20 protein-coding genes and 2 tRNA genes are annotated in these 25,683 nt (G+C 68.8%); 11 read left to right on the top strand and 11 right to left on the bottom strand.

Features of this window, described 5'->3' with window-relative positions:
• Positions 1-34: 34 nt before the first annotated feature.
• Positions 35-2,647, bottom strand: coding sequence for an ATP-dependent chaperone ClpB (clpB, locus tag QPK29_RS29645; RefSeq protein ID WP_056137265.1), 2,613 nt, complete (start codon positions 2,645-2,647; stop codon positions 35-37).
• Between the two features lie 126 nt (positions 2,648-2,773).
• Between clpB and QPK29_RS29640 the strand changes: the two genes are divergently transcribed.
• Complete coding sequence (locus QPK29_RS29640) at positions 2,774-4,018, top strand: voltage-gated chloride channel family protein (RefSeq protein WP_371768199.1); 1,245 nt, start codon at positions 2,774-2,776, stop codon at positions 4,016-4,018.
• Between the two features lie 4 nt (positions 4,019-4,022).
• Here QPK29_RS29640 and yiaA read toward each other — a convergent pair whose 3' ends face one another.
• The 6 genes from yiaA to QPK29_RS29610 all read right to left on the bottom strand — a co-directional run bounded on the left by yiaA (position 4,023) and on the right by QPK29_RS29610 (position 10,192).
• Positions 4,023-4,448 carry an inner membrane protein YiaA gene (gene yiaA / locus QPK29_RS29635; protein ID WP_056137263.1) on the bottom strand — a complete coding sequence of 142 codons (426 nt, stop codon included), beginning with the start codon at positions 4,446-4,448 and terminating at the stop codon, positions 4,023-4,025.
• Positions 4,449-4,530: 82 nt separating this feature from the next.
• Positions 4,531-4,914 (bottom strand): fluoride efflux transporter CrcB, encoded by a 384-nt coding sequence (crcB, locus tag QPK29_RS29630; RefSeq protein ID WP_371768198.1) that lies wholly within the window; start codon positions 4,912-4,914, stop codon positions 4,531-4,533.
• Positions 4,899-5,357, bottom strand: a complete 459-nt coding sequence (gene moaE / locus QPK29_RS29625) for a molybdopterin synthase catalytic subunit MoaE (protein WP_371763041.1) — start codon at positions 5,355-5,357, stop codon at positions 4,899-4,901. The genes crcB and moaE overlap by 16 nt, the downstream gene beginning before the upstream one ends.
• An 8-nt stretch (positions 5,358-5,365) precedes the next feature.
• Entirely contained in the window at positions 5,366-8,011 is a 2,646-nt protein-coding gene (locus QPK29_RS29620; RefSeq protein ID WP_371768197.1) for a DUF349 domain-containing protein, read from the bottom strand.
• Positions 8,012-8,127: 116 nt separating this feature from the next.
• Entirely contained in the window at positions 8,128-8,724 is a 597-nt protein-coding gene (locus QPK29_RS29615; RefSeq protein ID WP_371768196.1) for a hemerythrin domain-containing protein, read from the bottom strand.
• Between the two features lie 232 nt (positions 8,725-8,956).
• Positions 8,957-10,192, bottom strand: a complete 1,236-nt coding sequence (locus tag QPK29_RS29610; protein ID WP_056137257.1) for a winged helix-turn-helix domain-containing protein — start codon at positions 10,190-10,192, stop codon at positions 8,957-8,959.
• A gap of 136 nt (positions 10,193-10,328) precedes the next feature.
• On the opposite strand from QPK29_RS29610, the gene QPK29_RS29605 reads away from it, so the two are divergent.
• From QPK29_RS29605 to QPK29_RS29560, 10 genes are all read left to right on the top strand, one after another.
• Complete coding sequence (locus tag QPK29_RS29605; protein WP_371768195.1) at positions 10,329-11,600, top strand: exonuclease SbcCD subunit D C-terminal domain-containing protein; 1,272 nt, start codon at positions 10,329-10,331, stop codon at positions 11,598-11,600.
• The gene (locus QPK29_RS29600; RefSeq protein ID WP_371768194.1) at positions 11,597-15,484 is read left to right on the top strand and encodes an AAA family ATPase; all 3,888 of its coding nucleotides are present in this window, start codon (positions 11,597-11,599) and stop codon (positions 15,482-15,484) included. Before QPK29_RS29605 ends, QPK29_RS29600 begins: the two co-directional genes overlap by 4 nt.
• A 38-nt stretch (positions 15,485-15,522) precedes the next feature.
• The gene (locus QPK29_RS29595) at positions 15,523-15,735 is read left to right on the top strand and encodes a hypothetical protein (RefSeq protein ID WP_056137254.1); all 213 of its coding nucleotides are present in this window, start codon (positions 15,523-15,525) and stop codon (positions 15,733-15,735) included.
• Positions 15,736-15,746: 11 nt separating this feature from the next.
• A complete protein-coding gene (locus QPK29_RS29590) occupies positions 15,747-16,907 on the top strand; it encodes a methyltransferase (protein WP_371768193.1) in 1,161 nt (386 codons plus the stop codon).
• A 58-nt stretch (positions 16,908-16,965) separates the two neighbouring features.
• A tRNA-Met gene (locus QPK29_RS29585) sits at positions 16,966-17,042 on the top strand.
• Positions 17,043-17,105: 63 nt separating this feature from the next.
• Positions 17,106-17,369 (top strand): hypothetical protein, encoded by a 264-nt coding sequence (locus tag QPK29_RS29580; RefSeq protein ID WP_056137253.1) that lies wholly within the window; start codon positions 17,106-17,108, stop codon positions 17,367-17,369.
• Between the two features lie 49 nt (positions 17,370-17,418).
• Positions 17,419-18,828, top strand: coding sequence for an ATP-dependent RNA helicase DbpA (gene dbpA, locus QPK29_RS29575; RefSeq protein WP_056137451.1), 1,410 nt, complete (start codon positions 17,419-17,421; stop codon positions 18,826-18,828).
• A 112-nt stretch (positions 18,829-18,940) separates the two neighbouring features.
• A complete protein-coding gene (locus tag QPK29_RS29570) occupies positions 18,941-20,125 on the top strand; it encodes a serine/threonine-protein kinase (protein ID WP_371768192.1) in 1,185 nt (394 codons plus the stop codon).
• Between the two features lie 17 nt (positions 20,126-20,142).
• A complete protein-coding gene (locus QPK29_RS29565; RefSeq protein ID WP_056137251.1) occupies positions 20,143-20,646 on the top strand; it encodes a TssQ family T6SS-associated lipoprotein in 504 nt (167 codons plus the stop codon).
• A 3-nt stretch (positions 20,647-20,649) separates the two neighbouring features.
• Entirely contained in the window at positions 20,650-22,059 is a 1,410-nt protein-coding gene (locus QPK29_RS29560) for an MFS transporter (protein WP_371768191.1), read from the top strand.
• Here QPK29_RS29560 and QPK29_RS29555 read toward each other — a convergent pair.
• The 4 genes from QPK29_RS29555 to QPK29_RS29540 form a co-directional block, all read right to left on the bottom strand.
• Positions 22,043-23,623, bottom strand: coding sequence for an amidase (locus tag QPK29_RS29555; protein ID WP_371768190.1), 1,581 nt, complete (start codon positions 23,621-23,623; stop codon positions 22,043-22,045). The genes QPK29_RS29560 and QPK29_RS29555 overlap by 17 nt on opposite strands.
• A 124-nt stretch (positions 23,624-23,747) precedes the next feature.
• Positions 23,748-24,323 carry an elongation factor P gene (locus QPK29_RS29550; RefSeq protein WP_056137248.1) on the bottom strand — a complete coding sequence of 192 codons (576 nt, stop codon included), beginning with the start codon at positions 24,321-24,323 and terminating at the stop codon, positions 23,748-23,750.
• 66 nt (positions 24,324-24,389) lie between these two features.
• On the bottom strand, positions 24,390-25,538 hold the full coding sequence (earP, locus tag QPK29_RS29545; protein WP_371768189.1) for an elongation factor P maturation arginine rhamnosyltransferase EarP: 1,149 nt from the start codon (positions 25,536-25,538) through the stop codon (positions 24,390-24,392).
• A 68-nt stretch (positions 25,539-25,606) separates the two neighbouring features.
• A tRNA-Glu gene (locus QPK29_RS29540) sits at positions 25,607-25,682 on the bottom strand.
• Between the last annotated feature and the right edge of the window lies 1 nt (position 25,683).

Raw genomic sequence — 25,683 nt, 5'->3', positions numbered from 1 at the left:
CGGCCGACAGGGCGTTTCCATTGACACGAACAGATTACTTCGCCAGCTCGACAGCCGGCTCCTCGCCGAACACCAGCTGGCCGCCGCGCACGCCGACGCGGATCGTATCCTTCGGCCCGAAGCGGCCCGCCAGGATGTCCTTCGACAGCGGATTCTCGATCTGCTGCTGGATCGCGCGCTTGAGCGGCCGCGCGCCATACACCGGATCGAAGCCCGCTTCCGCGATCTTCTGCAAGGCCTCCTCGCTGATGTCGAGCGCCATTTCCATCTTCTCGAGGCGCTGCTCCAGGTTCTTCAGCTGGATCTTCGCGATCGCGCCGATGTTCTTCTCGTCGAGCGCATGGAACACGACGATCTCGTCGATCCGGTTGATGAACTCGGGGCGGAAGTGGCCGCGCACCTCGGCCATCACCGCCAGCTTCACGACGGCCGGATCGTCGGAATCCATCGACTGGATCTTGTGCGAACCCAGGTTCGACGTCATCACGATCACGGTGTTCTTGAAGTCCACCGTGCGGCCCTGGCCGTCCGTCATGCGGCCGTCGTCGAGCACCTGCAGCAGGACGTTGAACACGTCCGGATGCGCCTTCTCGATCTCGTCCAGCAGGATCACGCTGTACGGCTTGCGGCGCACGGCTTCGGTCAGGTAGCCGCCCTCCTCGTAGCCGACATAACCCGGCGGCGCGCCGATCAGGCGGGCCACGGAATGCTTCTCCATGAACTCGCTCATGTCGATGCGGATCAGTGCGTCTTCCGTGTCGAACAGGAAGTTCGCCAGCGCCTTGCACAGCTCGGTCTTGCCGACACCCGTCGGGCCGAGGAACATGAACGAGCCGTACGGCCGGTTCGGGTCCGCGAGACCCGCGCGCGAGCGGCGGATCGCATCGGACACGGCCTCGATCGCCTCGTCCTGGCCCACGACGCGCTCATGCAGCTTCTCTTCGATGTGCAGCAGCTTGTCGCGTTCGCCCTGCATCATGCGGGCCACGGGGATGCCGGTCGCGCGCGACACGACTTCCGCGATCTCCTCGGCCCCCACCTGCGTGCGCAGCAGGCGCGGCTTGCTGTCCGCACCGTCCGGCTGCTCACCGGCCGCTTCCGCTTCCTTCAGCTGCTTTTCCAGCTCCGGCAAGCGGCCATACTGCAGCTCCGATACCTTCTGCCAATTGCTCTGGCGCTTCGCTTCATCCATCTGCAGGCGGATACGCTCGATCTCTTCCTTGATGTGCGTCGTGCCCTGCACGGCCGCCTTCTCGGACGTGAGGATTTCCTCGTAGTCGGCGTACTCGCGCTCCAGCCGGACGATCTCTTCGTTGATCAGCTCCAGGCGGCGCTGCGAGGCCTCGTCCGTTTCCTTCTTGACGGCTTCGCGCTCGATCTTCAGCTGGATCAGGCGACGGTCGAGCTTGTCCATCACTTCCGGCTTCGAGTCGATCTCGATCTTGATCTTCGAGGCGGCCTCGTCGATCAGGTCGATGGCCTTGTCCGGCAGGAAGCGGTCGGTGATGTAGCGGTGCGACAGCTCGGCCGCGGCGATGATCGCCGGGTCCGTGATCTCCACCTTGTGGTGCAGTTCGTACTTCTCCTGCAGGCCACGCAGGATGGCGATGGTCGCTTCCACGCTCGGCTCGTCGACGATGATCTTCTGGAAACGGCGCTCCAGCGCGGCATCCTTCTCGACGTACTTGCGATACTCGTCGAGCGTGGTCGCGCCTATGCAGTGCAGCTCGCCGCGCGCCAGGGCCGGCTTCAGCATATTGCCCGCATCCATCGCGCCTTCGGCCTTGCCGGCGCCGACCATCGTGTGGATCTCGTCGATGAAGACGATCGTCATGCCTTCGTCCTGCGCGAGTTCCTTCAGCACGGCTTTCAGGCGTTCCTCGAATTCGCCGCGGAACTTGGCGCCCGCGAGCAGCGCGGCCATGTCGAGCGACAGCACACGCTTGCCCTTCAGCGAATCCGGCACTTCGCCGTTGACGATGCGCTGCGCCAGCCCCTCCACGATCGCGGTCTTGCCGACGCCGGGTTCGCCGATCAGCACCGGGTTGTTCTTGGTACGGCGCTGCAGCACCTGGATGGCGCGGCGGATCTCGTCGTCGCGGCCGATCACGGGGTCGAGCTTGCCGCTGCGGGCACGTTCCGTCAGGTCGAGCGTGTATTTCTTGAGCGCTTCGCGCTGGCCTTCGGCATCCTGCGAGCTGACGGATTCGCCGCCGCGCACGGCGGAGATCGCCGATTCGAGCGCCTTGCGGGCGAGACCGTTTTCGCGCGCGAGGCGGCCGGCTTCGGACTTGTCGTCCGTAAAGGCGAGCAGCACCATCTCGCTCGACAGGAACTGGTCGCCGCGTTTCTGCGATTCGCGGTCGGCCAGGTTCAGCAGCGAGACGAGCTCGCGGCCGACCTGCACGTCGCCGCCCGTGCCGTGCACTTTCGGCAGGCGGTCGAACGCGGAGCGCAGCGCCGTCTGCAGGCTGCCGACATTGACGCCGGCCCGCTGCAGCAGCGAGCGCGCGCCGCCGTCGCTCTGGCCCAGCAGCGCGGCCAGCAGGTGGACGGGTTCGATGTACTGGTTGTCGTTGCCGACCGCCAGGCTCTGCGCGTCGGCGAGCGCTTCCTGGAGCTTGGTCGTCAATTTATCTTGTCGCATATTCTTGCCCCTAGTGTGTTTGGGTGGGATTTCGGATTGACATGAAGTTAGGGATGCCATAGCGACTTTTCAAGATGTGGACGCGCGACGGCAGGCATTAAATCGTGCTGAGATAAAATGTCCGTCATGGAACATTCATTCTTGTCCGAGCAACGCCGCCTGCTGCCCTACATGGGGAAATGGCTGCTGCTCGCCCTCGCCGTCGGGCTGCTGTCCGGGTCCGCCTCCGCCTTTTTCCTGTTCGCGCTCGAACTGGCGACCGGGACGCGCAACGCCCACCGCTGGCTGATCGCGCTGCTGCCGCTGGCCGGCTTCGCCGTCGGCTGGCTGTACCTGCGTTTCGGCAGGTCGGTCGAGGCGGGCAACAACCTGCTGATCGACGAAATCCACGACCCGAAGAACGTCATCCCGCTGCGCATGGCGCCGCTCGTGCTGGGCGGCACCGTGATCTCGCATTTGTTCGGCGCCTCGGTCGGGCGCGAGGGCACGGCCGTGCAGATGGGCGGCGCGCTCGCCGACCAGCTCACGCACGCGTTCAATCTCAAGATGGAAGACCGGAGGATCGTCTTGATGGCCGGCATCAGCGCGGGCTTCGCCTCCGTGTTCGGCACGCCGCTGGCGGGCGCGATCTTCGGCCTGGAAGTGCTCGCGATCGGCCGCCTGCGCTACGACGCCCTGCTCGCCTGCCTGGCGGCCGCCATCGCCGGCGACCAGGTCTGCCTGCTGTGGGGCCACGCGCTGGGCATCCACCACACGCATTACGCCATCGCGTCCGTACCGGCACTGGGCCTGTGGCCGCTGGCGGCCGTCGCGATCGCCGGGGCGCTGTTCGGTCTTGCAGGAAAACTGTTCGCAGATTGCACGCACGCGCTATCGGGCTGGATGAAGCGGCGCGTGCCTTACGGTCCGCTGCGGCCGCTGCTGGGCGGCATCGTCGTCGCCGCCGTCGTGGTGGCGTTCGGCGCGGACCGCTACATCGGCCTCGGCATCCCGACCATCCAGGCCGCATTCACCGAGCCGCTGGCGCCATGGGACTTCGCCGGCAAGCTGGTGTTCACGGTCGTGTCGCTCGGCAGCGGCTTCAAGGGCGGCGAAGTGACACCGCTGTTCTACATCGGCGCCACGCTCGGCAATGCGTTGGCGCCGCTGCTGCACCTGCCCTTTTCCCTGCTGGCGGGCGTTGGGTTCGTGGCCGTGTTCGCCGGCGCGGCCAACACGCCGATCGCGTCGACCCTGATGGCCATCGAATTGTTCGGCGCGGAGGTGGGGGTGTATGCGGCCGTCGGGTGCGTACTGGCCTATCTGTTTTCCGGCCACACGGGGATTTACCGGGCCCAGCGCATCGGCCACGCCAAGCCCGGCAAGTCGTGATGCATCAAGCCTGCTGCGCTTCGGGCACGTCGCCCGCCGCAGCCAGGTCGCGCACGTTCTTTTGCACGGCGATGATCGCGAACAGGGTCAGCACGAACGACATGGCATAAAACCCTTTTTCGCTGAGCATCAAGGTCGCATTCCACAGGCCGACCGTCAGCAGCACGACGGCGGCCATCAGCGAGGTCCAGCACAAGCCGACGTACATGCCCGTCACCGGCAAGCCCTCGGCCCGGTCGCGCACCGTCTTTTGCAGCGACACGGCGGCAAAGCAGCCGTACAGCAGGATCGTCAGGTAATAGCCCTTTTCATTGAGCTGCATCTGGGCATTCCATAAACCGATGAGGTAGGCAAGGATGCCGACGATCATGGCGCCCCAGGATGCGCCGACGAAGGCCGGGCTCGGGCGTGCAAATGATTGCTTGGTCATGCTGTTCTCCGGTCAGTGAAAATTAAGACATTGCCAGATTGCAGTTCTCACGCATTGCGCGCAAGCGAACGACGCGCAGGTATCACGCGATGGCACGCCAGGTCGCATATCCTGCGACGCAGCAGCCGATCGACCCCAGCAGGTGCACCGCCGAATGGGCCAGCGCCCAGGCGTAATGGCCCCGTTGCAGCAGCACCATGGCTTCGGCGGAAAAGCTGGAAAACGTGGTCAGCCCCCCGAGGAAGCCCGTGATGACGAACAAACGCCACGCCGGGGACAGGGCCGGCATGGCGTCGAAGAAGCCCAGCGCCAGCCCGATCAGATAACCGCCGACGAGATTGGCGACGAGCGTCCCCAGCTGGATGTGGGCATGCAGCTGGCCGAGGAAGATGGTCAGCCCCCAGCGCAGCCACGCCCCGAGGGCCGCGCCGACGGCGACCGCGATCCAGCTCAGCGGCTGGCCCACTTGGCCCGGGCCGTGTCGTCCGTCACGCGCGCATCGACCCAGCGCGCACCGTTCGGCGTCTGCTCCTTCTTCCAGAACGGGGCGTCGGTCTTGAGGTAGTCCATGATGAATTCGCACGCGGCGAACGCTTCGCCGCGGTGCGCGGACGTGCAGGCGACGAGGACGATCTGGTCCAGCGGCCGCATCGGCCCGATGCGGTGGATCACCAGGACGCCATACAGCGGCCAGCGCGCCCGCGCCTGCTCCACGATGTCATGCAGCGCGCGCTCCGTCATGCCCGGATAATGTTCCAGCTCGAGTTCGGCCACATTGTCGCCGTCGTTCATGTCGCGCACCGTGCCGACGAAACTGACGACGGCTCCCACGCGCGCATCACCCGCGCGCAGGCGCGCGATTTCCGCGCTCACGTCGAAATCCGCGGCCTCGACCCGGACCTCCGTCACATCCTTCTTCACTTGCCCTCCTTGGCCACACGCAGCGCGAGCTGCTCGATCCGGGACGCCGTACGCGCATCGACGAGCGCCGCCAGCGCGCACAGGTCGCGCAGCTGCGCTGTCGCGCCGCCCTGGGCGCCGCGGCCGCTGCCCTGTCCTGCGCTTTGTCCTGATTTCAACGACGACTGCAATACCTCGACCTGCAGCTTCAAGCGCTCGCGCGCGAACTCCGGGCCGCTGTCGATGCCGGCGCCGATTTCCAGGCGCAGCAGCTCGTGCAGCAGCTTGCCGCGGTTCTCTTCCAGTGTGCGGCCATACGCGGCCTTCTGTTCCGCGCTCCCGCGCAGCGCGGCCAGCGCGGCGTCGAAACGGGTGCGCAACGTGCGTTCCATGTCGGCGTCCAGGGGCGGCAAGCCGGACCAGCGTGCCTCCCAATCGGTGGCGCCGGCATTGTCCGCGGCGACGGCCTGCTCCAGTTCCTGCACGAGCCTCAGCTTGTCGCGCAACATGCCCGCCTGGGCGACGCCGGCGGCGCGGCGAGCCTGGTCCGCATGCTGCTGCACGAGCGCCACGGCCGCGTGATAACGTTTTTCCACGCGGGCTTCATGCGCGCGCGGCACCGGGCCGATCGCCTGCCATTCCGCCTGCGCCTCACGCAGCACCTTGCCGACCGTGGCCGGTGTGACGCTGTCGGCCGCCGCTTCCAGGCGCGCGCTGATGGCTTCCTTGGCGGCCTCGTGGGCGCGGCGCTCGATGTCGGCCTCGTGCATCGTTTCCTTGCGGCGCTGGAACACATCGTCGCACACGGCGCGGAAGCGCTGCCACAGCGCCTGCTCGCTCTTGCGTTCGAGCGGCAGCGAGCGTGCATGGTCCTGCCAGCGCTGCTGCAGGGCGCGCATCGTGTCGATCGCGTGGCGGTCGTGCGGGTCGATGGCGGCCGCTTCCTCGATGATGGCTTCACGCTCGGCCATCTCGGCCTTGCGCTGCTCTTCGAGCGGCCCCTGCAGCACGTTCAGCGCATCGGCAAACAAGGCGTCCAGGCGCTTCTTTTCCTTGCGGTCGATGGCGCCCAGGTGGCTCCACGCGAGACGCAGCCGCTGCACCGTGCCCGCCACGTGCTTCCACTCGACACTGCCCTCGCGCAGGCGCGCGATCTCGGCTTGCGCTTCCTCGACGAGCTCCTGGCCGCGTGCCGCGTTCGCATGGCGTTCGTCGGCCAGGTGGCGGAAGTGGGCCGCGGCCGGCGCATAGGCGGCCGTGCAGGCGGCGTCGAATCGCTCCCACAGGCTCTTCGGCGCGGCGCCGGACAGGCTGTCGAGCGCCTTCCAGCGGTCGCGCATGCTGCCGACCTTCTTGGCCAGCTCGCTCATCGCCAGGTTTTGCGTGGGCAAGGCCTCGACTGTCTTGATGAGTTCCTCGCGCGACACGTTCCCGCCCCAGCGCGCCCAGTCGGACAGGCGCTTGAGCTCGGCCCGCAGGTGGGCCAGGCGGTCGGATTGCGCGGGCGTGAGGCGCATGCCCTTTTCGCGCGCGTCCTTCAGCGCCTTGTCGTGGTCGGCGGCGGCGCCCAGCGAGCCCTGTTGCAGGGCGGCTTCCATCGCATCCATCGTGTCGATGAAATGCTGGTCCGCACCGCGCGGCTTGTTGTCCTTCGCGCCATCCTTGGCGGGCGCCTTTGCGCCGCCTTCATGCGCCGGCCTGGGCTCGCGCGGCGCCTTCGGCTTGCGCGGCTCGGGCTGCGGCACCGTGGCCAGCAGGGCGTCGAAGCGGCGCTGCAGTTCGGCGGCCTGCTCGTCCTGGGACAGATGCGGCAGCGCTTTCCATTCGCGCCGCAGCGTCTCCGCATTCAGCTCGGCAACCGGTTTCGCCTGCTGGGTGTCGATGAATGCGGCGCGCGCGGCGAGCGCGGCCTGGCCGGCTTCCTGCACCTGCAAGCCGGCGCGCAGCTTCTCCATCCCGGCCGCGAATTCGGCGACGAGGGCGCGCGGCAGCGACGGGTGTTCGGGCGAACGCAGGGCCTCGTCCTGTTCCTGTGCCAGCACATCCAGGCGCTGCCCCAGTTCCGCTGCCGACAGCCCGGCGCCGCCCAGCTGGCGCAAGGCGGCCACGCGGTCGATCATGGCGCGCTGCAGGGCCACCTGCGCTTCGAGGCGCTGGGCCAGCGCGGCGCGCGCGGTCTGGAACGCGGCATCGAGTTCGGGTGCGGAGATCACGGACCATTTGCGGTCCAGCTCGGCCACGTGGTTCGGGGTCAGCAATGCATCCTTGAGGAGGGATTCGGCCTGCTCGACGGCGGCCTGTGCGCGCCGGTGCTCCGCTTCGCGGTGACGGTGCGCGTCGAGGCGCGACTGCATCAGTTTGGCGACGCGGCGATCGGTATTGCGCATCGCGGTGTGCACACGTTCGATCAGCGCCGGGCTGTGGACGAACTCGGCGGCGGCGAGCCGCAGTTCGGAAAATTCGCACTGGAGGATGAATTCCACCGCGGCGGCTTCATCATCCCCGATCCGGCCCAGCTTTTCAGCCTGGGCCGTGCGTTGATGGTTGGACGAATGCGTGGCGGCGGACGCGGACGGTTCCGCTTGCGCCCCCGCCTGTCCTCCCTGCCCGGCCGGCTTGTCGCCGGGCTTGTCGCCCGGCCGCTTGAATAGGAACTCGAACATGATGAAATCGCACTTCCAAAATCGCCATCATAGCAAAGAACCCTGATGGCCTCGTGACACCAGCCTGGCGCGTGCGAGCAATCGTTCATCATTTCCCACTGACAATGTCGATGCTGTCAGTGGGCCGCGGTCAACGTCGCCTGCCGTCGCGCATGCACATCGTGGCCGGCATGCCCGACCAGTTCGTGACGCAGGCGGCGCGGACCGGCGCGGTGCTCCTGCGCGTAGGCGTCGTGCGCGAGCATCTGGTTCGCGATCGCGAACCACGCGTCGCCGCCGACCGCCGCACGCGCCAGCGGGAACAACTCGTGTTCCTCGCGCTCCAGCCGGCAGCGCAGGACCGCGACGCAGCTCTCGACGGCGCCGCAGAACACGTCGCGCGGCACCGGACGGTCCGCCGCGCCGACGCAGGCCTCGGCCGTGGCCATCGCGCTGGCCGCCTGGCCGCTGAGCCGTTCGAGCTCCTCCAGCAACCTGTCGGCCGCCGCGGTGCTGCGGCGCAGGGCCGGCACGAGGAACTTGTCGAGCTTGCGCCAGTGACAGTTGTCGTACGCCTGGCGCAGTGCAGTACACAATTGTGCGGCCCGGCCGGCGGCCAGGGTGCTGAAGTCGCCCGGCAGAGCGCGCAGCTCGTCGAGGAGCGACTGCAAGGCCGCGCGCACCGTCGTCTGTTCGACGGACAGGGCGACGAGGGTATAAGTCGATGTCAGCATTCGGTCTCCACCTTTTTCTCACGAGTGAGTTCGACAAATCCGCTCCCCGGCCGCATGGCATGCGCGGCGCTATGCAAGGTCCGTGGGAGCGTTGTTGACAGGCCCGGGGCGCTCTCGAATCGCGAGTCTCGGATCGCGAGGCGTCCTCTGGTTGGTTTCGGCCTGAAGGAAGGTCTAGTGTAAGGAGGCGGGGCTGGCACCCGTTTGATCTATCACAAACGGCCACCCGGCATCAGGCCGCGGCCGCCAGGGTCTGGCCCAGCGCGGCGGCCAGCGGCGCGGCGAGCCCGGCCGGCTCGGCGTGCGCCAGCACGACCTGCGGGCAGCCGTGCCAGCGCGCGCAGCGGGTGAACGCCGCGGCCAGGTCGCGCACGAACCGGTCGCTGATACGTACCCCGGGCTCCAGCACGAGGGATTTCAGCTCGAACACGCCGGTCTTGCGGTGCGCCTTGGCATCCACCCGGCCGACGAGCGCCCCGCGCCGCAGCAAGGGGAGCGTGAAATAGCCGTAGCGCCGTTTCTCGGCCGGCGTGTAGCACTCCAGCCGGTAGTCGAAACCGAACAGGTCGAGGGCGCGGCGGCGGTCCCAGACGATGGGGTCGAACGGCGACAGCACGCTGGTGAGCGTCGCCTGCAGCCCCCCATCGGCGGCCTGCCCGAGCAGCGCCGCATGGTCGGGGTGGACGTACACGGGCTCCTTCCAGCCCTCGACGCTGGCGCGCAGCAGCAGGCCCTCGTCGGCCAGCCGCGCCGGATCGAGGTGCGGCGGCTTCGTGCGGTGATAGTCCGGAATCCAGGCCGCCTTCGCCACGCCCAGCGCGCGCACGGCGTCCAGCACGAACCGCCGCCGCGTCGCGTCGATCGACGGCATGCGCGCATCGTCCCAGCCGGGCAGCACGCGCTCGGCCAGGTCATACACGCGCTGGAATTGCTGGCGGCGCGCGATCATCAGCCGCCCGGTCGTGAACAGGACTTCCAGCGCGCGCTTTTCCGGCTTCCATGCCCACCAGCCGCCGGCCTTGCCGTCCGAGCGCTCGAAGTCGGCCGAGCGGGCCGGCCCGTTGGCCCGGACATGCGCCAGCACGCGCTCGACCTCCTCCCGGTGCGACGCCAGCCACGTCCCCGCGTATTTCCAGCCGAGCGAGCCGGGATCGACCATCCGGTGCCGGTACAGGCCGTAATCCTCGATCGGGATGAAGCACGCCTCGTGGGCCCAGTACTCGAACAGCCGGCCCTCGGCCAGCAACTGGTCGAGCCAGTCCGGGTCGTAGTCGCCCACGCGGCTCCACAGCACGAGATACGGGCTGCGCGCGACGACGCTGATGGTGTCGATCTGCAACACGCCCATGCGGCGAATCGCGGCCAGGACATCGGCTTTGGTGGCACGGGCGCGTTTCGCCTGCAGCATGCCCTGGGCCGCAAGGTGCAGGTTTCGAGCGACAGCAGGAGTCAAAATTGGTTCAGTCATCCCGGCATTCTAGTGACATCTCATCAACATTTGTACAGGTCGCCGCGAAAAAGTACTGGTTTTTTTTACAGTATCTCGTTCCATGCGATATAGTTGGCGCCCAGGTTCAACCACTGTTGCGGATTTCTTAACGACCATGCGGCTGCTGCACACATCGGACTGGCACCTCGGCCAGACCCTGCACAATTTCGACCGGACCTACGAACACCAGTGCTTCCTCGACTGGCTGCTCGACACGATCGTCGCCGAGGAAGCGGACGCCCTCTTGATCGCGGGCGACGTGTTCGACACCTCGAACCCGTCCGCCGTAGCGCAGCGCCAGCTGTACCGCTTCCTGCAGCAGGCGCGGGCACGCGCGCCGCGGCTGGACATCGTCATCATCGCCGGCAACCACGACTCGCCGGGCCGGCTGGAGGCGCCGGGGCCGCTGCTGGAAGCGCACGGCACGCGCGTCGTGGGCCACGTCATGCGCGACGCCGAAGGCAGCGTCGACCTGGAGCGCTTCATCGTCCCGCTGACCGGCAAGGACGGTGCGGTGAAAGCCTGGTGCGTCGCGATCCCGTTCCTGCGGCCGGGTGACGTGCCGCGCGTCGCGTCGCAGGCAGCGGGCGACGATGCGTTCGACGCCTACCTGGCCGGCATCCGCCTGCTCTACCAGCAGGCGTACGACCTGGCCCGCGCCCGGGCCGCCGAGGGCCAGGCGATCCTCGCGATGGGCCACTGCCACATGGTCGGCGGGGATGCGTCGCCGGACTCGGAACGCCGCATCGTCATCGGCGGCACCGAGGCCCTGCCGGCGTCGATGTTCGGCCCGGACGTCGCGTATGCCGCGCTGGGCCACCTGCACCTGGCCCAGCGGGTCGGCCAGCAGGAGCACCTGCGCTATTCCGGCAGCCCCCTCCCCCTGTCGTTCGCCGAGGTCGGCTACAAGCACCAGGTGCTGCGCATCGACCTGGACGGCATGCGCGCCGCCGCCATCGAACCGCTGCACGTGCCGCGCGCGGTCGAACTGCTGCGCGTGCCGGCCAGCCCGGCGCCCGTCAAGCAGGCGATCGCGGAACTGGTCGCCCTCGACCTGCCCGACCTGCCGCGCGACGTCTGGCCCTACCTGGAAGTGCGCGTGCTGCTCGACGCGCCCGAGCCGGGCCTGCGCGCACAGGTCGAGGCGGCACTGGAAGGCAAGCCCGTGCGCCTGGCGAAGATCGAACCGACGCGCCGCGTGGTCACGACGGCCGGCGTGGAACCCGCGCTGAGCCTCGACCAGCTCGCCCAGCTGCAGCCGGACGACATCTTCCGCCGCCTGTGGCAACAGCGCTTCGGCGAGGACGCGCCGGACGACCAGCTGGCCGCATTCACGGAACTGCTGCTGCCGACGGATGGCACCGCCAGGAACCGGGAGGCCGCATGAAGATCCTGCGCATCGGCGGCAAGAACCTGGCCTCGCTGGCCGGCGAATTCGAAGTCGATTTCGAGAGCGAACCGCTGGTCTCGTCGGGCCTGTTCGCGATCAGCGGCCCCACCGGCGCCGGCAAGAGCACCCTGCTGGACGCCTTGTGCCTGGCCTTGTACGACGCCACGCCGCGCCTCATCAAGGGGCCGCGCGTGGGCAACTACCTGCCCGACGTGGGCGACGAAACGCTGTCCGTCGCCGACCGCCGCACGCTGATGCGGCGCGGGACGGCGGACGCGTTCGCCGAAGTGGACTTCGTCGGCAACGACGAGCAGCGCTACCGGGCGCGCTGGAGCGTACGGCGCTCGCGCAACCGCGCGGCCGGCGCCCTGCAGCCGTCCACGATGAGCCTGCAACAACTGCCCGGCCTGCAACCGCTGGGCGGCACGAAGACGGAGGTGCTGGCCGAAATCGAGCGCCGCATCGGCCTCTCGTTCGAACAGTTCACACGCTCCGTGCTGCTCGCACAGAACGAATTCTCCGCCTTTCTCCGTACCGACGAGAACGAGCGCGGCGAACTGCTGGAAACGCTGACGGGCAGCGCCGTCTACAGCGACATCTCGCGCCGCGCCTACGAGCGCTGGCGCGTGGAGCAGGAAGCCATGCGCCGCCTGACGTCGCGCCTGCAGGACCAGGCGCCGCTCGGCCCGGACGCGCGCGCCGAGCTCGACGCCGACCATGCCGCCGCCCAGGCCGCGCTGACGACGGCCGAGACGCGCCGCGCCGCGCTGGAACGTCACCTGCGCTGGTACCAGGAACTGGACCGGCTGCGCGCGGCCGAGACCCAGGCGGACGGCGCGCTGGCCAGGGCCCGCGCCGAGGCCGACGCCGCTGCCGACCGCCGGCGCCGGCTGGCCACGCTGGACGCCGTGCAACCTGCACGCGCCCTCGTCGCCGACCTGAACCGCCTGGCCGGCGAACAGCGCCTGGTGCAGGCCCGACTGGCCGGCAGCGAACACGAACTGGCACGTGCCCTCGATGCGCAGCAACAGGCCGCACGCGGCCTGATGGAGGCCGAACGCAAGCTGGAAGCGGCCGAGGACGCGCAGCGCGCGGCCGCGCCGCAGCTGGACCGCGCGAAAGCCCTCGACGCCACGCTGGACACGCTCGCGCCCGCCCACGCGAAGGCGCGCGCGGCGCAGGACGGCGTGCGCACGGAGTCGACGCAGGCCCAGGCCGCCCTGCGGACCAAGGCGGAGGAACTGGAAGCGAGCCGGCGCGCGCTGCACGACACGACGGGCTGGCTCGCCGCGCACGGCACCCGCGAACTGCTCGCCACCCAATGGACGCGCTGGGACCAGCGCCTGGCCCAGGCCGAGCAGGCCGCGCGCCAGGACGCCACCAGCGCCCAGGCCCTGAACGCGGCCCGCGCCGGCGCTGAACAAGCCGCCGCGATGGCGCAGCGCACGGCGCACGCGCTGTCGGCTTCCGTCGAACTCCTTGCCGTGCGCGAAGCCGCGCGCAAGCAGGCAGCCGCGGCGCTCGACGGCATCGACGCCGACGCCCTGCGCGCCGAACGCCGCACGCTCGACAAGCGGCGCGAACACCTCGCCTCGCTCGACCACACCTGGCAGGCTTTGCGCACCCAGCGCTCCCGCCTGGCCGACCTCGATGCACAGGCCACCCAGGCCACCCAGGCGCAGGCGAAGGCGCAGGAAGGACTCGACGCCGCGCGCACCGCGGGCATCGCGCTGGACGCGGCCGTCACCCAGGCCGAGCGCATGCTGAAGACGGCCCAGCTGGCGTGCGCCGACGGCGTCGAAAAGCTGCGCGCCACGCTCGTGGACGGCGACGCCTGCCCCGTGTGCGGCGGCACGGAACACCCCTACCGGCACCAGGACGACCGGCTGCATGCCGTGCTGGAAGAGCTGTCCGCCGAACTGGCCGCGCGCCGCGCCGAACAGCGCGCCAACGTCGACCAGCAGGCTGGCCAGCGGGCCGCGTACGATGCTGCCGGCGAACGGCTGGCGGCGCTGGCACGCGAACGCGACAGCCTCGCCGCCGCGCTCGCCCAGCTGGATGCGGAATGGGCCGACAATCCGCTCGCGGCGGACGCGCCGGACAGCGACGCGGGCACCGACGCGCGCGGCCGCTGGCTGGCGGCCGAACAGGCCGCGCTGCGCAAGGCGTACGAAGAACTCGAGACACGCGACGGCGACCTGCGCCGCGCCGAACTCGCGCGCGATGCCGCCCAGCAGGCCTGGGACCAGGCCAACCGCGAACACGCGCGCCTGCTCGACGCGGCGCAGACGGCGCAAGGCACGCTGGCGCGGCTGGATGCCGACATCGCCGCGCTGGCCGCGCGGCGCGAAGCGGCCGCGGCCACGCTGGCCGAATTGCTCGCCGAACTGGACCCCGTGCTGGCGGAAGCGTGCGGCGACGGCTGGCAGAGTCAATGGCAGCGCGACCCCGCCGGCTGGCGCCAGGTCCGCGCGAACGAGGCGCGCGAATGGCATGACCAGGCGGCACGCCTTGCGCGGCTGCAGGGCGCCATCGGCACCCTCGACGCCGAGCACGCCGCGCTGGCCACGCGCACGGAGCATGCCGGCCGGCGCCTCGTCGAGGCGGAGGCCGAATTCGCCCGCCTGGATGCAGACCTGGCCGCGCGCCGCGTCGAACGTGCGGAACTGTTCGACGGCCGCGCCGCGCGCGACGTCGAGCAACAGCTTGTGAGTGCCGTGAACGCGGCACGCGACACCGTGAACGCCTGCCAGGCCGCGAGCCTGCAGGCCGCGCAGGCGGAAGCGCGGGTACGGGAAGCGCAGTCGCTGGCCGCGCGCCGCATTACCGACCTGCAGGGCGAACTGGCCGACGCCGGCGAGCGCCTCGCGCACTGGATCCATGAGTTCGACGGCAGCGATCCGGCACTGGAAAGCGTGGCCAACGAACAGCAGCTCGCGGCCCTGCTCCAGGTCGGCGCGGGCTGGATCGCCCAGGAACGCGCGGCCCTGCAGGAACTGGACGCGGCCCTGCGCCAGGCGACGGCCGTGCTGGCCGAACGCCGTGCGCAGCGCGAACAGCATGAACGTTTGCGCGAAGACGTGGCGCCGGCGCAGGCAGACGTCGAACAGCCGGATGCGCAGGCCGGGGACGGCGCGCTCGCCATGGGACAAGCAACTGAGCTGGCAACTGAGCAGGCAGCTGAGCAGGCAACCGCGCAGGGCCAGGACGCCGACTCGGTCGCGGCGGCCCTGCGCCGCGCCCAGACCGACCGGGACGCCGCGCACGAAGCGGCGGCGAGCCTCGCCATGCGCATCCGCGAGGACGAGCAGCGGCGCGAGCGGGCGCGCTCGATGATGGCCGAGATCGAGCGCCAGCGCGCCGTCGAGGACCGGTGGGCGAAGCTGGCGGAACTGATCGGCTCCGCGGACGGCAAGAAATTCCGCAACTACGCCCAACAATTCACGCTCGACGTGCTGCTCGGCTATGCCAACACCCACCTGGCCCAGCTGGCGCGGCGCTACCGCCTGGAGCGCGTCGTCAGCACGGCCGGCCCGTCGCTGGCGCTGATGGTGCGCGACCAGGACATGGGCGGCGAAGTGCGCTCCGTAAACTCCCTGTCCGGCGGCGAATCGTTCCTCGTGTCGCTCGCGCTCGCGCTGGGCCTCGCCTCGCTGTCGTCGAACCGCGTCAAGGTGGAATCGCTGTTCATCGACGAAGGATTCGGCAGCCTGGACAGTGATACGCTGGGCGTCGCGATGGATGCGCTGGACGCGTTGCAGTCGCTGGGCCGCAAGGTCGGCGTCATCTCGCACGTGCAGGAGATGACGGAACGCATCGCCACCAAGGTGCTCGTCCGGCCGGCCGGCGGGGGCAGCAGTGCCGTGACCGTGCAGTGCTAAAATGCGCCCCTTCCTTTGATTCATCGCTCTCTTTCATCATGAACAAACCCGCCCGTTTCCTGACCTTCAAGTGCGCCAAATGCGCCAAGCCGGTCAAGGTCGCCCTGCAGAAAGTGTCCGCCTGCTCGCACATCCAGCCCTACCAGGGCATTTGCGAATGCGGCGAAATCAAGCGCCACGCGACCGGCAACCCGGATGCCGTGAAATCCTTCGTCGAGTCGAACGAACTCCACTGGCACCACCACCATTGATCGGACGCGCGATGACGACTCCCGACGGCGCGGTGCGCATCCGCTGGATCGAACACGGCGAGGAACGCTCGGCGCGCTGGCGCTCGGAAAGCGGCTGGCCGGCGCCGAAGAAGGTCGTGCTCGCGGACGACACGATGAGCGCCGACGCGGCCTGGCGCCACGCGCTGGACGGCACGGCGCTGCTGTGGCGCGGCGACTTCCAGAACGCGCGCCAGCTGCTGCAGGCGCTCGTGCGCCGCGTCGACCATAAAGGTCCACGCGCCAAACGCGCCAAGGCCGGCAAGGCGCCGGCGACGCTCACCGAACAATTCCACCGCCACCGCCTCGCGCAACTGCAGCGCGCGCGCACGCTGGCCATGCTGCTGATGCCGTTCGACGCGGACCACGGCGTCCCGCTGCGCCGCGCGCCCGACGTGCGCGAAGCGTGCACGGAAGCCTACGGTGGGGCGACGGAACCGTACGTCGCCTCGCTGCGCGAACTGCTGGGCGTGATCGGCGCGCACGAGTGGCGCCGCAAGGGCGTGTTCATTCCCGCCCTCGACGAGCACATCCACCCGTGGTACGGCGTGTTCTCGCCGGTGCGCGGTGAATATGTCGAACTCGTCGCGCAGGCGCCGCTGCCGGCCGGCGCGACGCTCGCGTTCGACATCGGTGCCGGTACCGGTGTGCTGTCGGCCGTGCTGGCGCATCGCGGCATGCAGGGCGTGCTCGCCACCGACGTGGACGAGCGCGCGCTCGGCTGCGCCCGTGCCAACGTCGAGCGCCTGGGTCTCGCCGGTCAGGTCGAGATCGTGCGCGCCGACCTGTATCCCGAGGGGCGCGCCGACCTCGTCGTCTGCAATCCGCCCTGGCTGCCGGGCAAGCCGAGCTCCGCCATCGAATACGCCGTCTACGATCCCGACAGCCGCATGTTGAAAGGTTTCCTCGCGGGATTGAAAGAGCACCTGCGCGATGGCGGCGAAGGCTGGCTCATCCTGTCCGACCTGGCCGAGCACCTGGGCCTGCGGTCGCGCGATCAACTGCTCGGCTGGATCACCGAGGCGGGGCTGGACGTCGCCGGCCGCCACGACATCCGCCCCACGCACCCGAAGGCCAGCGATCCCGACGATCCGCTGGCCGCGGCACGCATGGCCGAGGTGACGTCGCTGTGGCGCCTGCGAGTGGCTGGCTAATGAATCGACAACCCGATTTGCGCTCCGGCGCCGATCGGGTTAAAATAGCGTACTCAGACGCGGGGTGGAGCAGTCTGGCAGCTCGTCGGGCTCATAACCCGAAGGTCACAGGTTCAAATCCTGTCCCCGCAACCAAATACCGTAACAACAAGCCCGACTCTTGTAGCCGGGCTTTTGTTTTCTGGGCCAGCGCAGCGCATGAGAGACAAGAAAGACAACGCGACCTTCGACCTGCCCGGCTTCGAGCCGGCGCCGCACGACGATGACGCCGCGGCTCTTTCTTCGTCTCCGTCCGCAGTTCCGGCGGCAGCCAAGCGTCCCCGGGCGCGCCGCACGGCACAGAAACAGGAACAGCTGATGCTGATGAACCTGGCAGAAACAGATGCGACCGGCCTGCCGGTCTGGAAACACGATCCCGATCTGGACCTTACCGGCTTGCCTGTCTGGAAGCCGGCACCCTGAAGCACGCGACATGAACACCGGTTCGTCGCGCCAACGAAACGCCGACACCATGTCCGACACCACCTTTTCCTCGCTGCAGCTCGCAGCCCCCTTCCTCGCCAACCTCGACCAGCTCGGCTACAAGGATATGACGCCCGTGCAGGCGGCCACCTTGCCGCTCGCACTCGCAGGCCGCGACCTCATCGCGCAGGCCAAGACGGGCAGCGGCAAGACGGCCGCGTTCGGCATCGGCATGCTGCTGAAGCTGAACCCGACCCTGTTCGCCGTGCAGGGCCTCGTCATGTGCCCCACGCGCGAACTGGCCGACCAGGTCGCGAACGAGCTGCGCCGCCTGGCGCGCGGCATCGGCAACGTCAAGGTCGTCGTGCTGACGGGCGGCATCTCGATGCGGCCGCAGATCGCATCGCTGGAATTCGGCGCGCACATCGCCGTCGGCACGCCGGGCCGCATCCGCGACCACCTGCAGCGCCGCACGCTCGACCTCGCGCGCCTGCGTACCCTCGTGCTGGACGAGGCCGACCGCATGACGGACATGGGGTTCTACGACGAGATCGCGGCCATCGTGCGCGAATGCCCCGCGCATCGCCAGACCCTGCTGTTCTCCGCGACGTATCCCGACGACATCCGCGCCGCCACCGCGCGCTTCCTGCGCGATCCGCTCGAGGTCGCCGTCGACACGGCGCACGCCCCGGCCCGCATCGAGCAGCGCTTCTACGAGATCGGCTTCGACGGCCGCGTGGATGCCGTCGCGCGGCTGCTGCGCCATCACCGGCCCGTGTCCGCGATCGCGTTCTGCAACACGAAGGCGCGCTGCCGCGAAGTCGCGGACGCCCTGCGCGAACAGGGCTTTTCCGCGCTCGCACTGTACGGCGAGATGGAACAGCGCGAGCGCGACGAGACGCTCGTGCGCTTCGCCAACCGCAGCTGCGCGGTGCTCGTCGCCACCGACGTGGCCGCGCGCGGCATCGACATCGCGGGGCTGGAAGCCGTCATCAACGTCGACGTGTCCAAGGATCCGGAAGTGCACGTGCACCGCGTCGGCCGCACGGGACGCGCGGGCGCGAACGGCCTCGCGCTGTCGCTGTGCGCGCCGAACGAAAAGCGCTGGGTCAAGCTGATCGAGGACGCACAGGGCTTCACGGCCGAGTGGCATGCACTCGGCGAACTGGATGACGACGACGGCGCGGTCGACCCCGCGCCGATGATCACGTTGTGCGTGTCCGGCGGCAAGAAGGACAAGCTGCGGCCGGGCGACCTGCTGGGCGCCCTCACCGGCGACGCGGGCCTGCTGAAGGAGCAGGTCGGCAAGATCGCCATCTTCGAATTCGTCAGCTACGTCGCGCTCGACCGCCGGGTCGCGCAGCAGGCGTTCGACCGGCTGAACGGCGCCAACCCGCTGGGACCGGATTTCGGCACCATCAAGGGCCGGCACTTCAAGATGCGCTTCATCGACGACTGATAGTCGACAGGTCGCGCTTGTAACAATTGTAACAGGCGCGCACGGTTGAGTTGTGCACGGGCACCGGCGCTACAAATCTGGCATGATTTTGCCAAGCCCATGCCTTAGCAAAATGACCAGCCTAACTACCATCGGACCGGAGCAGCAGCACCTCGAAGGCCGCACCGTCAGGGACATCGTCGAGTACAGTCCCGAACAGGTCAACGAAGTCTGGTGCCGCAAGATCCTTCGCCAGATCCTGCAGTCGCTCGAACTGCAGTACGCGATGCACATGCCGCATCGCGCCATCACGCCCGACACGATCGTGTTCCACGAGAATGGCGAGCCGCTCCTGATTCCCACCGACTTCGGCCCGCCGGAAGCACAGGAGGCCGATGACCTGAACGCGCTGGCACGCATCATCCATTACGCCATCACGCGCGAGCTCGCACCCACGGGCCCATTGGCCGGCCGGGCCGAGGGCTACAGCGATTCGCTCGTGAATGCCGTCGACCGCTGCATGGATCCCGACCCGGCGCGCCGCCCCCGGAGCATCGAACAACTGCGCGACCTGCTCGGCATCGTCCCGCTCGGTCCGCCCGTCGGGGCCGCGGTGGCGTCGCACATGACGCCACCGATGCCGCCCGACGCGCCTGCGCCTGCGCCTGCGCCCGACCTCCGTCCCGCAGCCGCGCCACCCGCAGCCGTGCCGCCCGCGTTCATGCAGACCGCCGAGCGCCCACGCCGAAGCCTGAACCTGAATCGCTGGCAACGCTGGGCCGTCGCGGCCGGCGGCGGCGCCGTCCTCATCGCGCTGGCGCTCGCCATGTTCGCGGAAATGCGCGATTCGGGCTCGTTCGACCACGTCGTGCTCACGTTGCCCCAGCAGGCCGATAAACCGTCCGTCGCGACCGACGCCGCAGCCGCGGGCGCACTGGACAGTGGCGAGGGCTATGTCGCACCGGATTCGCCGGCAGCGAGCCCGGCGGCCGTGCCGCAAACGCCCGCCAACCCGGCCGCGCCCATCGTCGCCGGCCAGGCACAGTCCGCGCCGGACACCCGGCTGCCCGGTGTCGTCGTCACGCCGAACGGCAACCTCTACAAGTTGCAGATCCAGCCGTGGGGTGTCGTCTACGTCGACGACGTCGACCGCGGCGTCAGTCCTCCCGTCAAGCGCCTCGTGCTGGCACCCGGCCGCCACACGATCCGCGTGACGAACCCGAACTTCCACGACCGCGTGCTCGAGGTCGACACGGCGAGCGGCGACGGCCAGATCACCGTGGACTTCAATGCCGAACCGCGCGCCGACACCCGATGACCCACGACCGGAGACCAATGAATACCCACCGCTTCGCCCACGCCATCCTGCTGACCGCGGCGGCCGCCCTGCTCGGCGGCTGTGCCGACCTGCCCGGCTTCGACAAGAAACCGGCACGCAGCCCCAGCCATCCGAAGGCGGCGGCGGTGGAGCGGGACACCCCGGCGGTGCGCGAAGCCCCGGCGCGGCCGAAGGAAAAGCCGCGCGACCGCGACGACGTGTCGACGCCCAGCGCCGGCCTGCAGGAAGGCATCCGGCTGTACAATGACGGCGACTACAACGGTGCGATCCGGCGCCTGTCCGCGCGCGACGTGAACAACGGCCCGCTCGCCACGCGCCTCACGGCCTTGAAATACATGGCGTTCAGCTATTGCGTGACGTCGCGCCCCGGCCCGTGCCGCCAGGCGTTCGACCGCGCACTGCGCCTCGACCCGTCGTTCGACCTGGCACCGGGCGAGCACGGCCATCCGCTGTGGGGGCCCGTCTTCACGAAGGCCAAGCAGGCGGCAACGCCGCGCTAGAACGTGAGCGCGCTGCCGGCCCATTGCGATCTCCCGCTGGCCGACAGTACGCCGACGAGCGGCCACACCGACCACCCTCGTCTGGTGCTGGCCACGTCGATCCTGGCCAGCAGCCTCGCCTTCATCGACGGCTCCGTCGTCAACGTGGGCCTGGCCGCCATCGGCCGCGACCTGGGCGGCGCGGGCGCGGACCTGTCGTGGGTCGTGAGCGGCTATCTTCTCCCCTTGAGTTCGCTTCTTCTGCTGGGCGGCGCGGCCGGCGACCGCTACGGCCGGCGCCGCATCCTGCTCGCCGGCATCGCGACGTTCGCGCTGGCCTCGCTACTGTGCGCGTGGGCGCCACGGCTGTGGCTGCTCGTCGGCGGGCGCGTGCTGCAAGGCATAGGCGCAGCCTTCTTGCTGCCCAACAGCCTGGCGATCCTCGGCGCCACATTCGACGGCAAGGCGCGCGGCAAGGCCATCGGGATCTGGGCCGCGGCCGGCGCGGCGGCCGGTGCCATCGGGCCGCTGCTCGGCGGCTGGCTGATCGACACGGTGGGCTGGCGCGCGGTGTTTTACATTAACCTGCCGATCGCGGCAGTGGCCATGTTCCTCGGCTGGCGCTACGTGCGCTTGCCGCGCGGCGAGAAGCCCGTCGCGCTCGACCCGGCCGGCGCGCTGCTGGCCAGCGTCGGCCTGGGCTGCTTGACGTGGGGCCTGGCCGCGGCATCGGCCGACAAGGGCGTGACGGCGGCATCCGGCGGCGCGATGGCGGCCGGCGTGCTCGTGCTGCTGGGATTCCTGTGGGCGGAGCGGCGGGCGGGCGACAAGGCGATGCTGCCATTGAAACTGTTCGGATCGAGCAGCTTTTCCGGCCTGAACCTGATGACGTTCCTGCTCTACGGCGCCCTCGGCGCGCTGATGCTGCTCGTGCCGTTCGTGTTGATCCAGGCGCTGCAGTATTCGGCGAAGCAGGCGGGCGCGGCGCTGCTGCCGTTTCCCATCGTCCTCGCGATCGGTTCTCCATTGATGGGCAAGGTAGCCGGCAGCCACGGGTCGCGGCTACCGTTATCGATCGGCGCGCTCATCGTCGCCGGCGGATTCCTGCTGGGCACGCGCATCGGCGGCGGCGGCTATGCCACGACCGTGCTGCCCGCCATCCTCGTCATCGCCGTCGGCATGGCGTGCGTTGCGGCGCCGCTGACGACGGCCGTGCTGTCGTCCGTGGACGCCCATCACACGGGCGTCGCGTCCGGCTTCAACAGCGCCGTCGCGCGCGGCGGCGGGCTCATCGCGACGGCGCTGCTGGGCGTCGTGCTGACGGCGCAAGGCCGCGCACTGCTGGCGCCGTTCCACATGGCGATGGTCGTATGCGCCGCCTGCGCGCTGGCAGCATCGATCTGCGCGTTCGTGTGGGTCAGGCGCGCGGGTTGACGGACGCCGGATACGTGGGCGCGCGGCGCCGCTGGCTCGCCTGCTCGTAGGCATAGGCCATCGCGATCAGCGCCGCTTCGCTCCACGCGCCGCCGACGAACGACAGCCCGACGGGCAACCCGTGCACGAAGCCGGCCGGGACCGTCACGTGCGGGTAGCCGGCCACGGCCGCGGGCGACGAAAAGCTGGGGCCGTCGTGGTCGCCGTTGATGTAGTCGGTCAGCCAGCCCGTGCCGCCCGTCGGCGCGACCAGCGCATCCAGCTTTTCCTCGCGCAGGATCTGGTCGATGCCCTCGTCGCGGCTGTAGCGATGGTTGTTGGCAAGTGCGTCGCGGTAGGCCCTGGCGTCGAGGCCCGGCCGGGCCGCCGCCGCGATCAGGTGTTCCTGGCCGAAGTGGCGGAGTTCCTGCGCGGCGTGCTGGTCGTTGAAGGCGATCACGTCGGCCATCGTCTTGACGGACGCGTGCGGCGCGTAGCCGGCCAGGTATGCCTCCAGGTCGGGACGGAATTCGGACAGCAGCACTTCCAGTTCCGAGTCGCCGTACTTGTCCACGTTGGGCACCTGCACGTCGACGAGCGTCGCGCCCTGCGCGCTCAGGATGGCCAGCTCGGCTTCGATCACGGCGTTCACGGCCGGGCTATTGAAAAAATTGCGCGCGACGCCGATGCGGCGGCCGCGCAGGCCGTCCGACCTCAAGGCCGCCGCGTAATCGGCCGGCCTGCCCTGCATGGTGCCCGTGGCGGCGTCGTCCGGATCGGCGCCGGCGATGGCCGCGAGCAGCAGCGCGGCGTCGGCCACGGTACGCGTCATGGGGCCGGCCGTGTCCTGCGAATGCGCGATCGGGATGATGCCGCTGCGGCTGACGAGGCCCAATGTGGGCTTGATGCCGACGATGCCGCAGATCGACGCCGGCGACACGATCGACCCGTCCGTCTCCGTGCCGATGGCGAGCGCGGCGAGCGCGGCCGCCATCGCGGCGCCCGAACCGGCACTGGAACCGCTCGTGTTGCGGTCGAGCGCATACGGGTTGCGCGTCTGGCCGCCGCGTCCGCTCCAGCCGCTGACGGAATGTGTCGAGCGCATGTTCGCCCATTCCGACAGATTCGTCTTGCCGAGGATGACGGCGCCGGCCACGCGCAGGCGCGCCGCGACGAACGCATCGCGCGTGGCGCGCACGCCGTCCAGCGCGAGCGCGCCGGCGCTCGTGCTCATCCTGTCGCCCGTCGCAATATTGTCCTTCAACAGGACGGGGATGCCGTGCAGCGGGCCGCGCACCTTGCCGGCCTTACGCTCGCGATCGAGGTCGGCGGCGATCCTGGCGGCGTCGGGATTCAGTTCGATGACGGCGTTCAGGCGCGGCCCGGCCTTGTCGACGGCCGCGATGCGCGCGAGGTAGCGCTGCACGAGCGTCTTCGACGTCAGCTTGCCCGTTTCCATCAGCGCCTGCTGCTCGCGCACGCCGGCGTCCAGGACGGCATCGAGTTCCTTGCCCGTTGCCGTGGCGGTCACGCCGGCCGCGGCGCTCGCCGCCAGTCCCAGCCGAACGAAATCCCTGCGATCCATGCGTCCTCCTCGAGAATGCGCCAGCATAACAGCATCTTGCTTATGTGACATGCACGCGTGTCGGACGTATCGACGAAAAAAAACGCTGCCCGATGGACAGCGTTTTTTTCAGAGAGCGGTCGGCTTAGTTGCGGACGACTTTCTTGTACTCGGCGGTACGGGTGTCGATCTCGATGACGTCGTCCTGGTTGACGAACAGCGGCACCTGGATGGTGAACTGCTTCGACTCGATGGCGTTTTCGAGCTTGGCTTCCTTCAGGACGTTGCCCGAGGTATTGCCCTTGACGGCCGGTTCCGTGTAGATGATCTGGCGTGCGATGGTGATCGGCAGTTCGACCGAGATGGCCTTGCCGTCGTAGAACACGGCTTCGCATTCCATACCGTCTTTCAGGTAGTTGATGGCGTCGCCCAGGTTTTCTTCTTCGATTTCGTACTGGTTGTACTCTTCATCCATGAAGACGTACAGCGGGTCGGCGAAGTACGAGTAGGTCACCGGCTTCTTGTCCAGGACGACGACGTCGAACTTGTCGTCGCCGCGGAACACGTTTTCCAGCGGTGCGTTGGTGAGAAGATTCTTCATCTTCCACTTGTACGTGAAGCCCGTGCGGCTCGAGCCATTGACGTCGGAGCGCAGCACGATGAAAGGCTTGGCATCAACCATGATGATGTTGCCGACACGGATTTCTTTTGCGGGTTTCATAGGAGGGTTTTAACCTAAAAATGAGTTGCAGTAATCAAGCATGATACCATGTTCCTCGCCCGTCGCCTACCGCAGCGACCGGGCGAAATCCAGCAGGTTGCGCACCAGGTCGCCATTCGCCGACATCCGCGCCTGCCACTCGGCATCGCGTGAGCGTATCGTCGGCAAACTGGCTTGCAGCGATGTCCACAGGGCCGGCCAATCGGCCGGCGCATCACCTTCCACGCCATTCCAGCGCAGGGAAAAATCGATCAGGCTGTCCAGGTTCTCCGCGTACTTTTGCAGGAACGCGCGGAGTTTAACATGATGCAAGTTTTCATCTTGCGGATAAATGTGCCAGATGAATGGTCGCCCAGCCCATTGCGCGCGCACCCAGGAATCCTCGCCCCGGACGAAGTTCACATCGCACGCCCACAGCAGGCGATCGTAATCGTCCTGCGACAGGAACGGGATGGTGCGGACCGTGAGATTGCCGTGCGTCGCCACCGCGCCGGCGCCGACGAACGCCGCCACCTGCTCGTGTGCGACACCTTGCGGCACGAGGCACGTCACCGGACGATCCCCCGCCTGCCACGCGGCGAACAGCGCCGCCACCGGCGCGTGCGGATAGCAGAACAGGCTGACCGTCAGCGCGGCCATCTCGTCCTTTCCGACGCCCAGCCGCGCCAGGAAATCGGCCCGCGCCGCCGCGTCGGCCTGGAAGCGGTCGCGCGCGCCGAGCAGATCGCGTTCGCGCAGCAGGCCGCCCGTCTTGTCCGTAAAACCCGGGAAGAAGAAATGCTTCGTCAGCTTCAGGCGCGGATGCATCGACGGCAGCGCGTGGCAACCCTCGACCCATTCCTCGGCGCTGAGGCCTTCGTAATTGATCCACACGGGCCGCGGCTCGCACTGGGCCATCGCGGCGACATAGCCCGGCGGGATGTCGACGCCGAAGAATTCGATGACGATGTCGGCCACGTCGGCCGGCGCGTAGACTCCATCCTGGTCGCGCCAGCGCAGCACGCGCACGCCGTCGACCACCTGTTCGCCGGCCTCGACGGACACGCCTGGCCAGATGCGGCGGAAACTGGCGAGGTCGTCGACCCACAGGGTCACCGCGATGCCATGCTCGCGGTGGAACTGCCGCGCAAGGCGCCAGCAGATGCCGATGTCGCCGAAGTTGTCGACCACCTTGCAGAAGATGGCGAGAGTCGTGGAGCGTTGATCGTTGTGCATGGTCGCGGACCCAAAGAAAAACCGGAGCACCTTTCCGCATGTGCGGGTGGTCTGCTCCGGTCTTTGACTGGCGTCCCCACGGGGATTCGAACCCCGGTACTCACCGTGAAAGGGTGATGTCCTAGGCCTCTAGACGATGGGGACC

The sequence above is a fragment of the Massilia orientalis genome (assembly GCF_030411975.2).
Classification (GTDB): domain Bacteria; phylum Pseudomonadota; class Gammaproteobacteria; order Burkholderiales; family Burkholderiaceae_D; genus Telluria; species Telluria orientalis.
This window is presented reverse-complemented; position numbering and strand designations above follow the sequence as displayed.

Excerpts from the sequence above, each read along its gene's own strand:
- QPK29_RS29615 (WP_371768196.1), bottom strand. The coding sequence starts at position 8,724 with ATGCTGACATCGACTTATACCCTCGTCGCCCTGTCCGTCGAACAGACG.
- QPK29_RS29555 (WP_371768190.1), bottom strand. The coding sequence starts at position 23,623 with ATGGATCGCAGGGATTTCGTTCGGCTGGGACTGGCGGCGAGCGCCGCG.
- QPK29_RS29640 (WP_371768199.1), top strand. The coding sequence starts at position 2,774 with ATGGAACATTCATTCTTGTCCGAGCAACGCCGCCTGCTGCCCTACATG.
- earP (WP_371768189.1), bottom strand. The coding sequence starts at position 25,538 with ATGCACAACGATCAACGCTCCACGACTCTCGCCATCTTCTGCAAGGTG.
- QPK29_RS29590 (WP_371768193.1), top strand. The coding sequence starts at position 15,747 with ATGACGACTCCCGACGGCGCGGTGCGCATCCGCTGGATCGAACACGGC.
- QPK29_RS29595 (WP_056137254.1), top strand. The coding sequence starts at position 15,523 with ATGAACAAACCCGCCCGTTTCCTGACCTTCAAGTGCGCCAAATGCGCC.
- dbpA (WP_056137451.1), top strand. The coding sequence starts at position 17,419 with ATGTCCGACACCACCTTTTCCTCGCTGCAGCTCGCAGCCCCCTTCCTC.
- QPK29_RS29610 (WP_056137257.1), bottom strand. The coding sequence starts at position 10,192 with ATGACTGAACCAATTTTGACTCCTGCTGTCGCTCGAAACCTGCACCTT.
- yiaA (WP_056137263.1), bottom strand. The coding sequence starts at position 4,448 with ATGACCAAGCAATCATTTGCACGCCCGAGCCCGGCCTTCGTCGGCGCA.
- QPK29_RS29580 (WP_056137253.1), top strand. The coding sequence starts at position 17,106 with ATGAGAGACAAGAAAGACAACGCGACCTTCGACCTGCCCGGCTTCGAG.
- QPK29_RS29600 (WP_371768194.1), top strand. The coding sequence starts at position 11,597 with ATGAAGATCCTGCGCATCGGCGGCAAGAACCTGGCCTCGCTGGCCGGC.
- QPK29_RS29605 (WP_371768195.1), top strand. The coding sequence starts at position 10,329 with ATGCGGCTGCTGCACACATCGGACTGGCACCTCGGCCAGACCCTGCAC.
- QPK29_RS29570 (WP_371768192.1), top strand. The coding sequence starts at position 18,941 with ATGACCAGCCTAACTACCATCGGACCGGAGCAGCAGCACCTCGAAGGC.
- QPK29_RS29565 (WP_056137251.1), top strand. The coding sequence starts at position 20,143 with ATGAATACCCACCGCTTCGCCCACGCCATCCTGCTGACCGCGGCGGCC.
- QPK29_RS29550 (WP_056137248.1), bottom strand. The coding sequence starts at position 24,323 with ATGAAACCCGCAAAAGAAATCCGTGTCGGCAACATCATCATGGTTGAT.
- QPK29_RS29620 (WP_371768197.1), bottom strand. The coding sequence starts at position 8,011 with ATGTTCGAGTTCCTATTCAAGCGGCCGGGCGACAAGCCCGGCGACAAG.
- clpB (WP_056137265.1), bottom strand. The coding sequence starts at position 2,647 with ATGCGACAAGATAAATTGACGACCAAGCTCCAGGAAGCGCTCGCCGAC.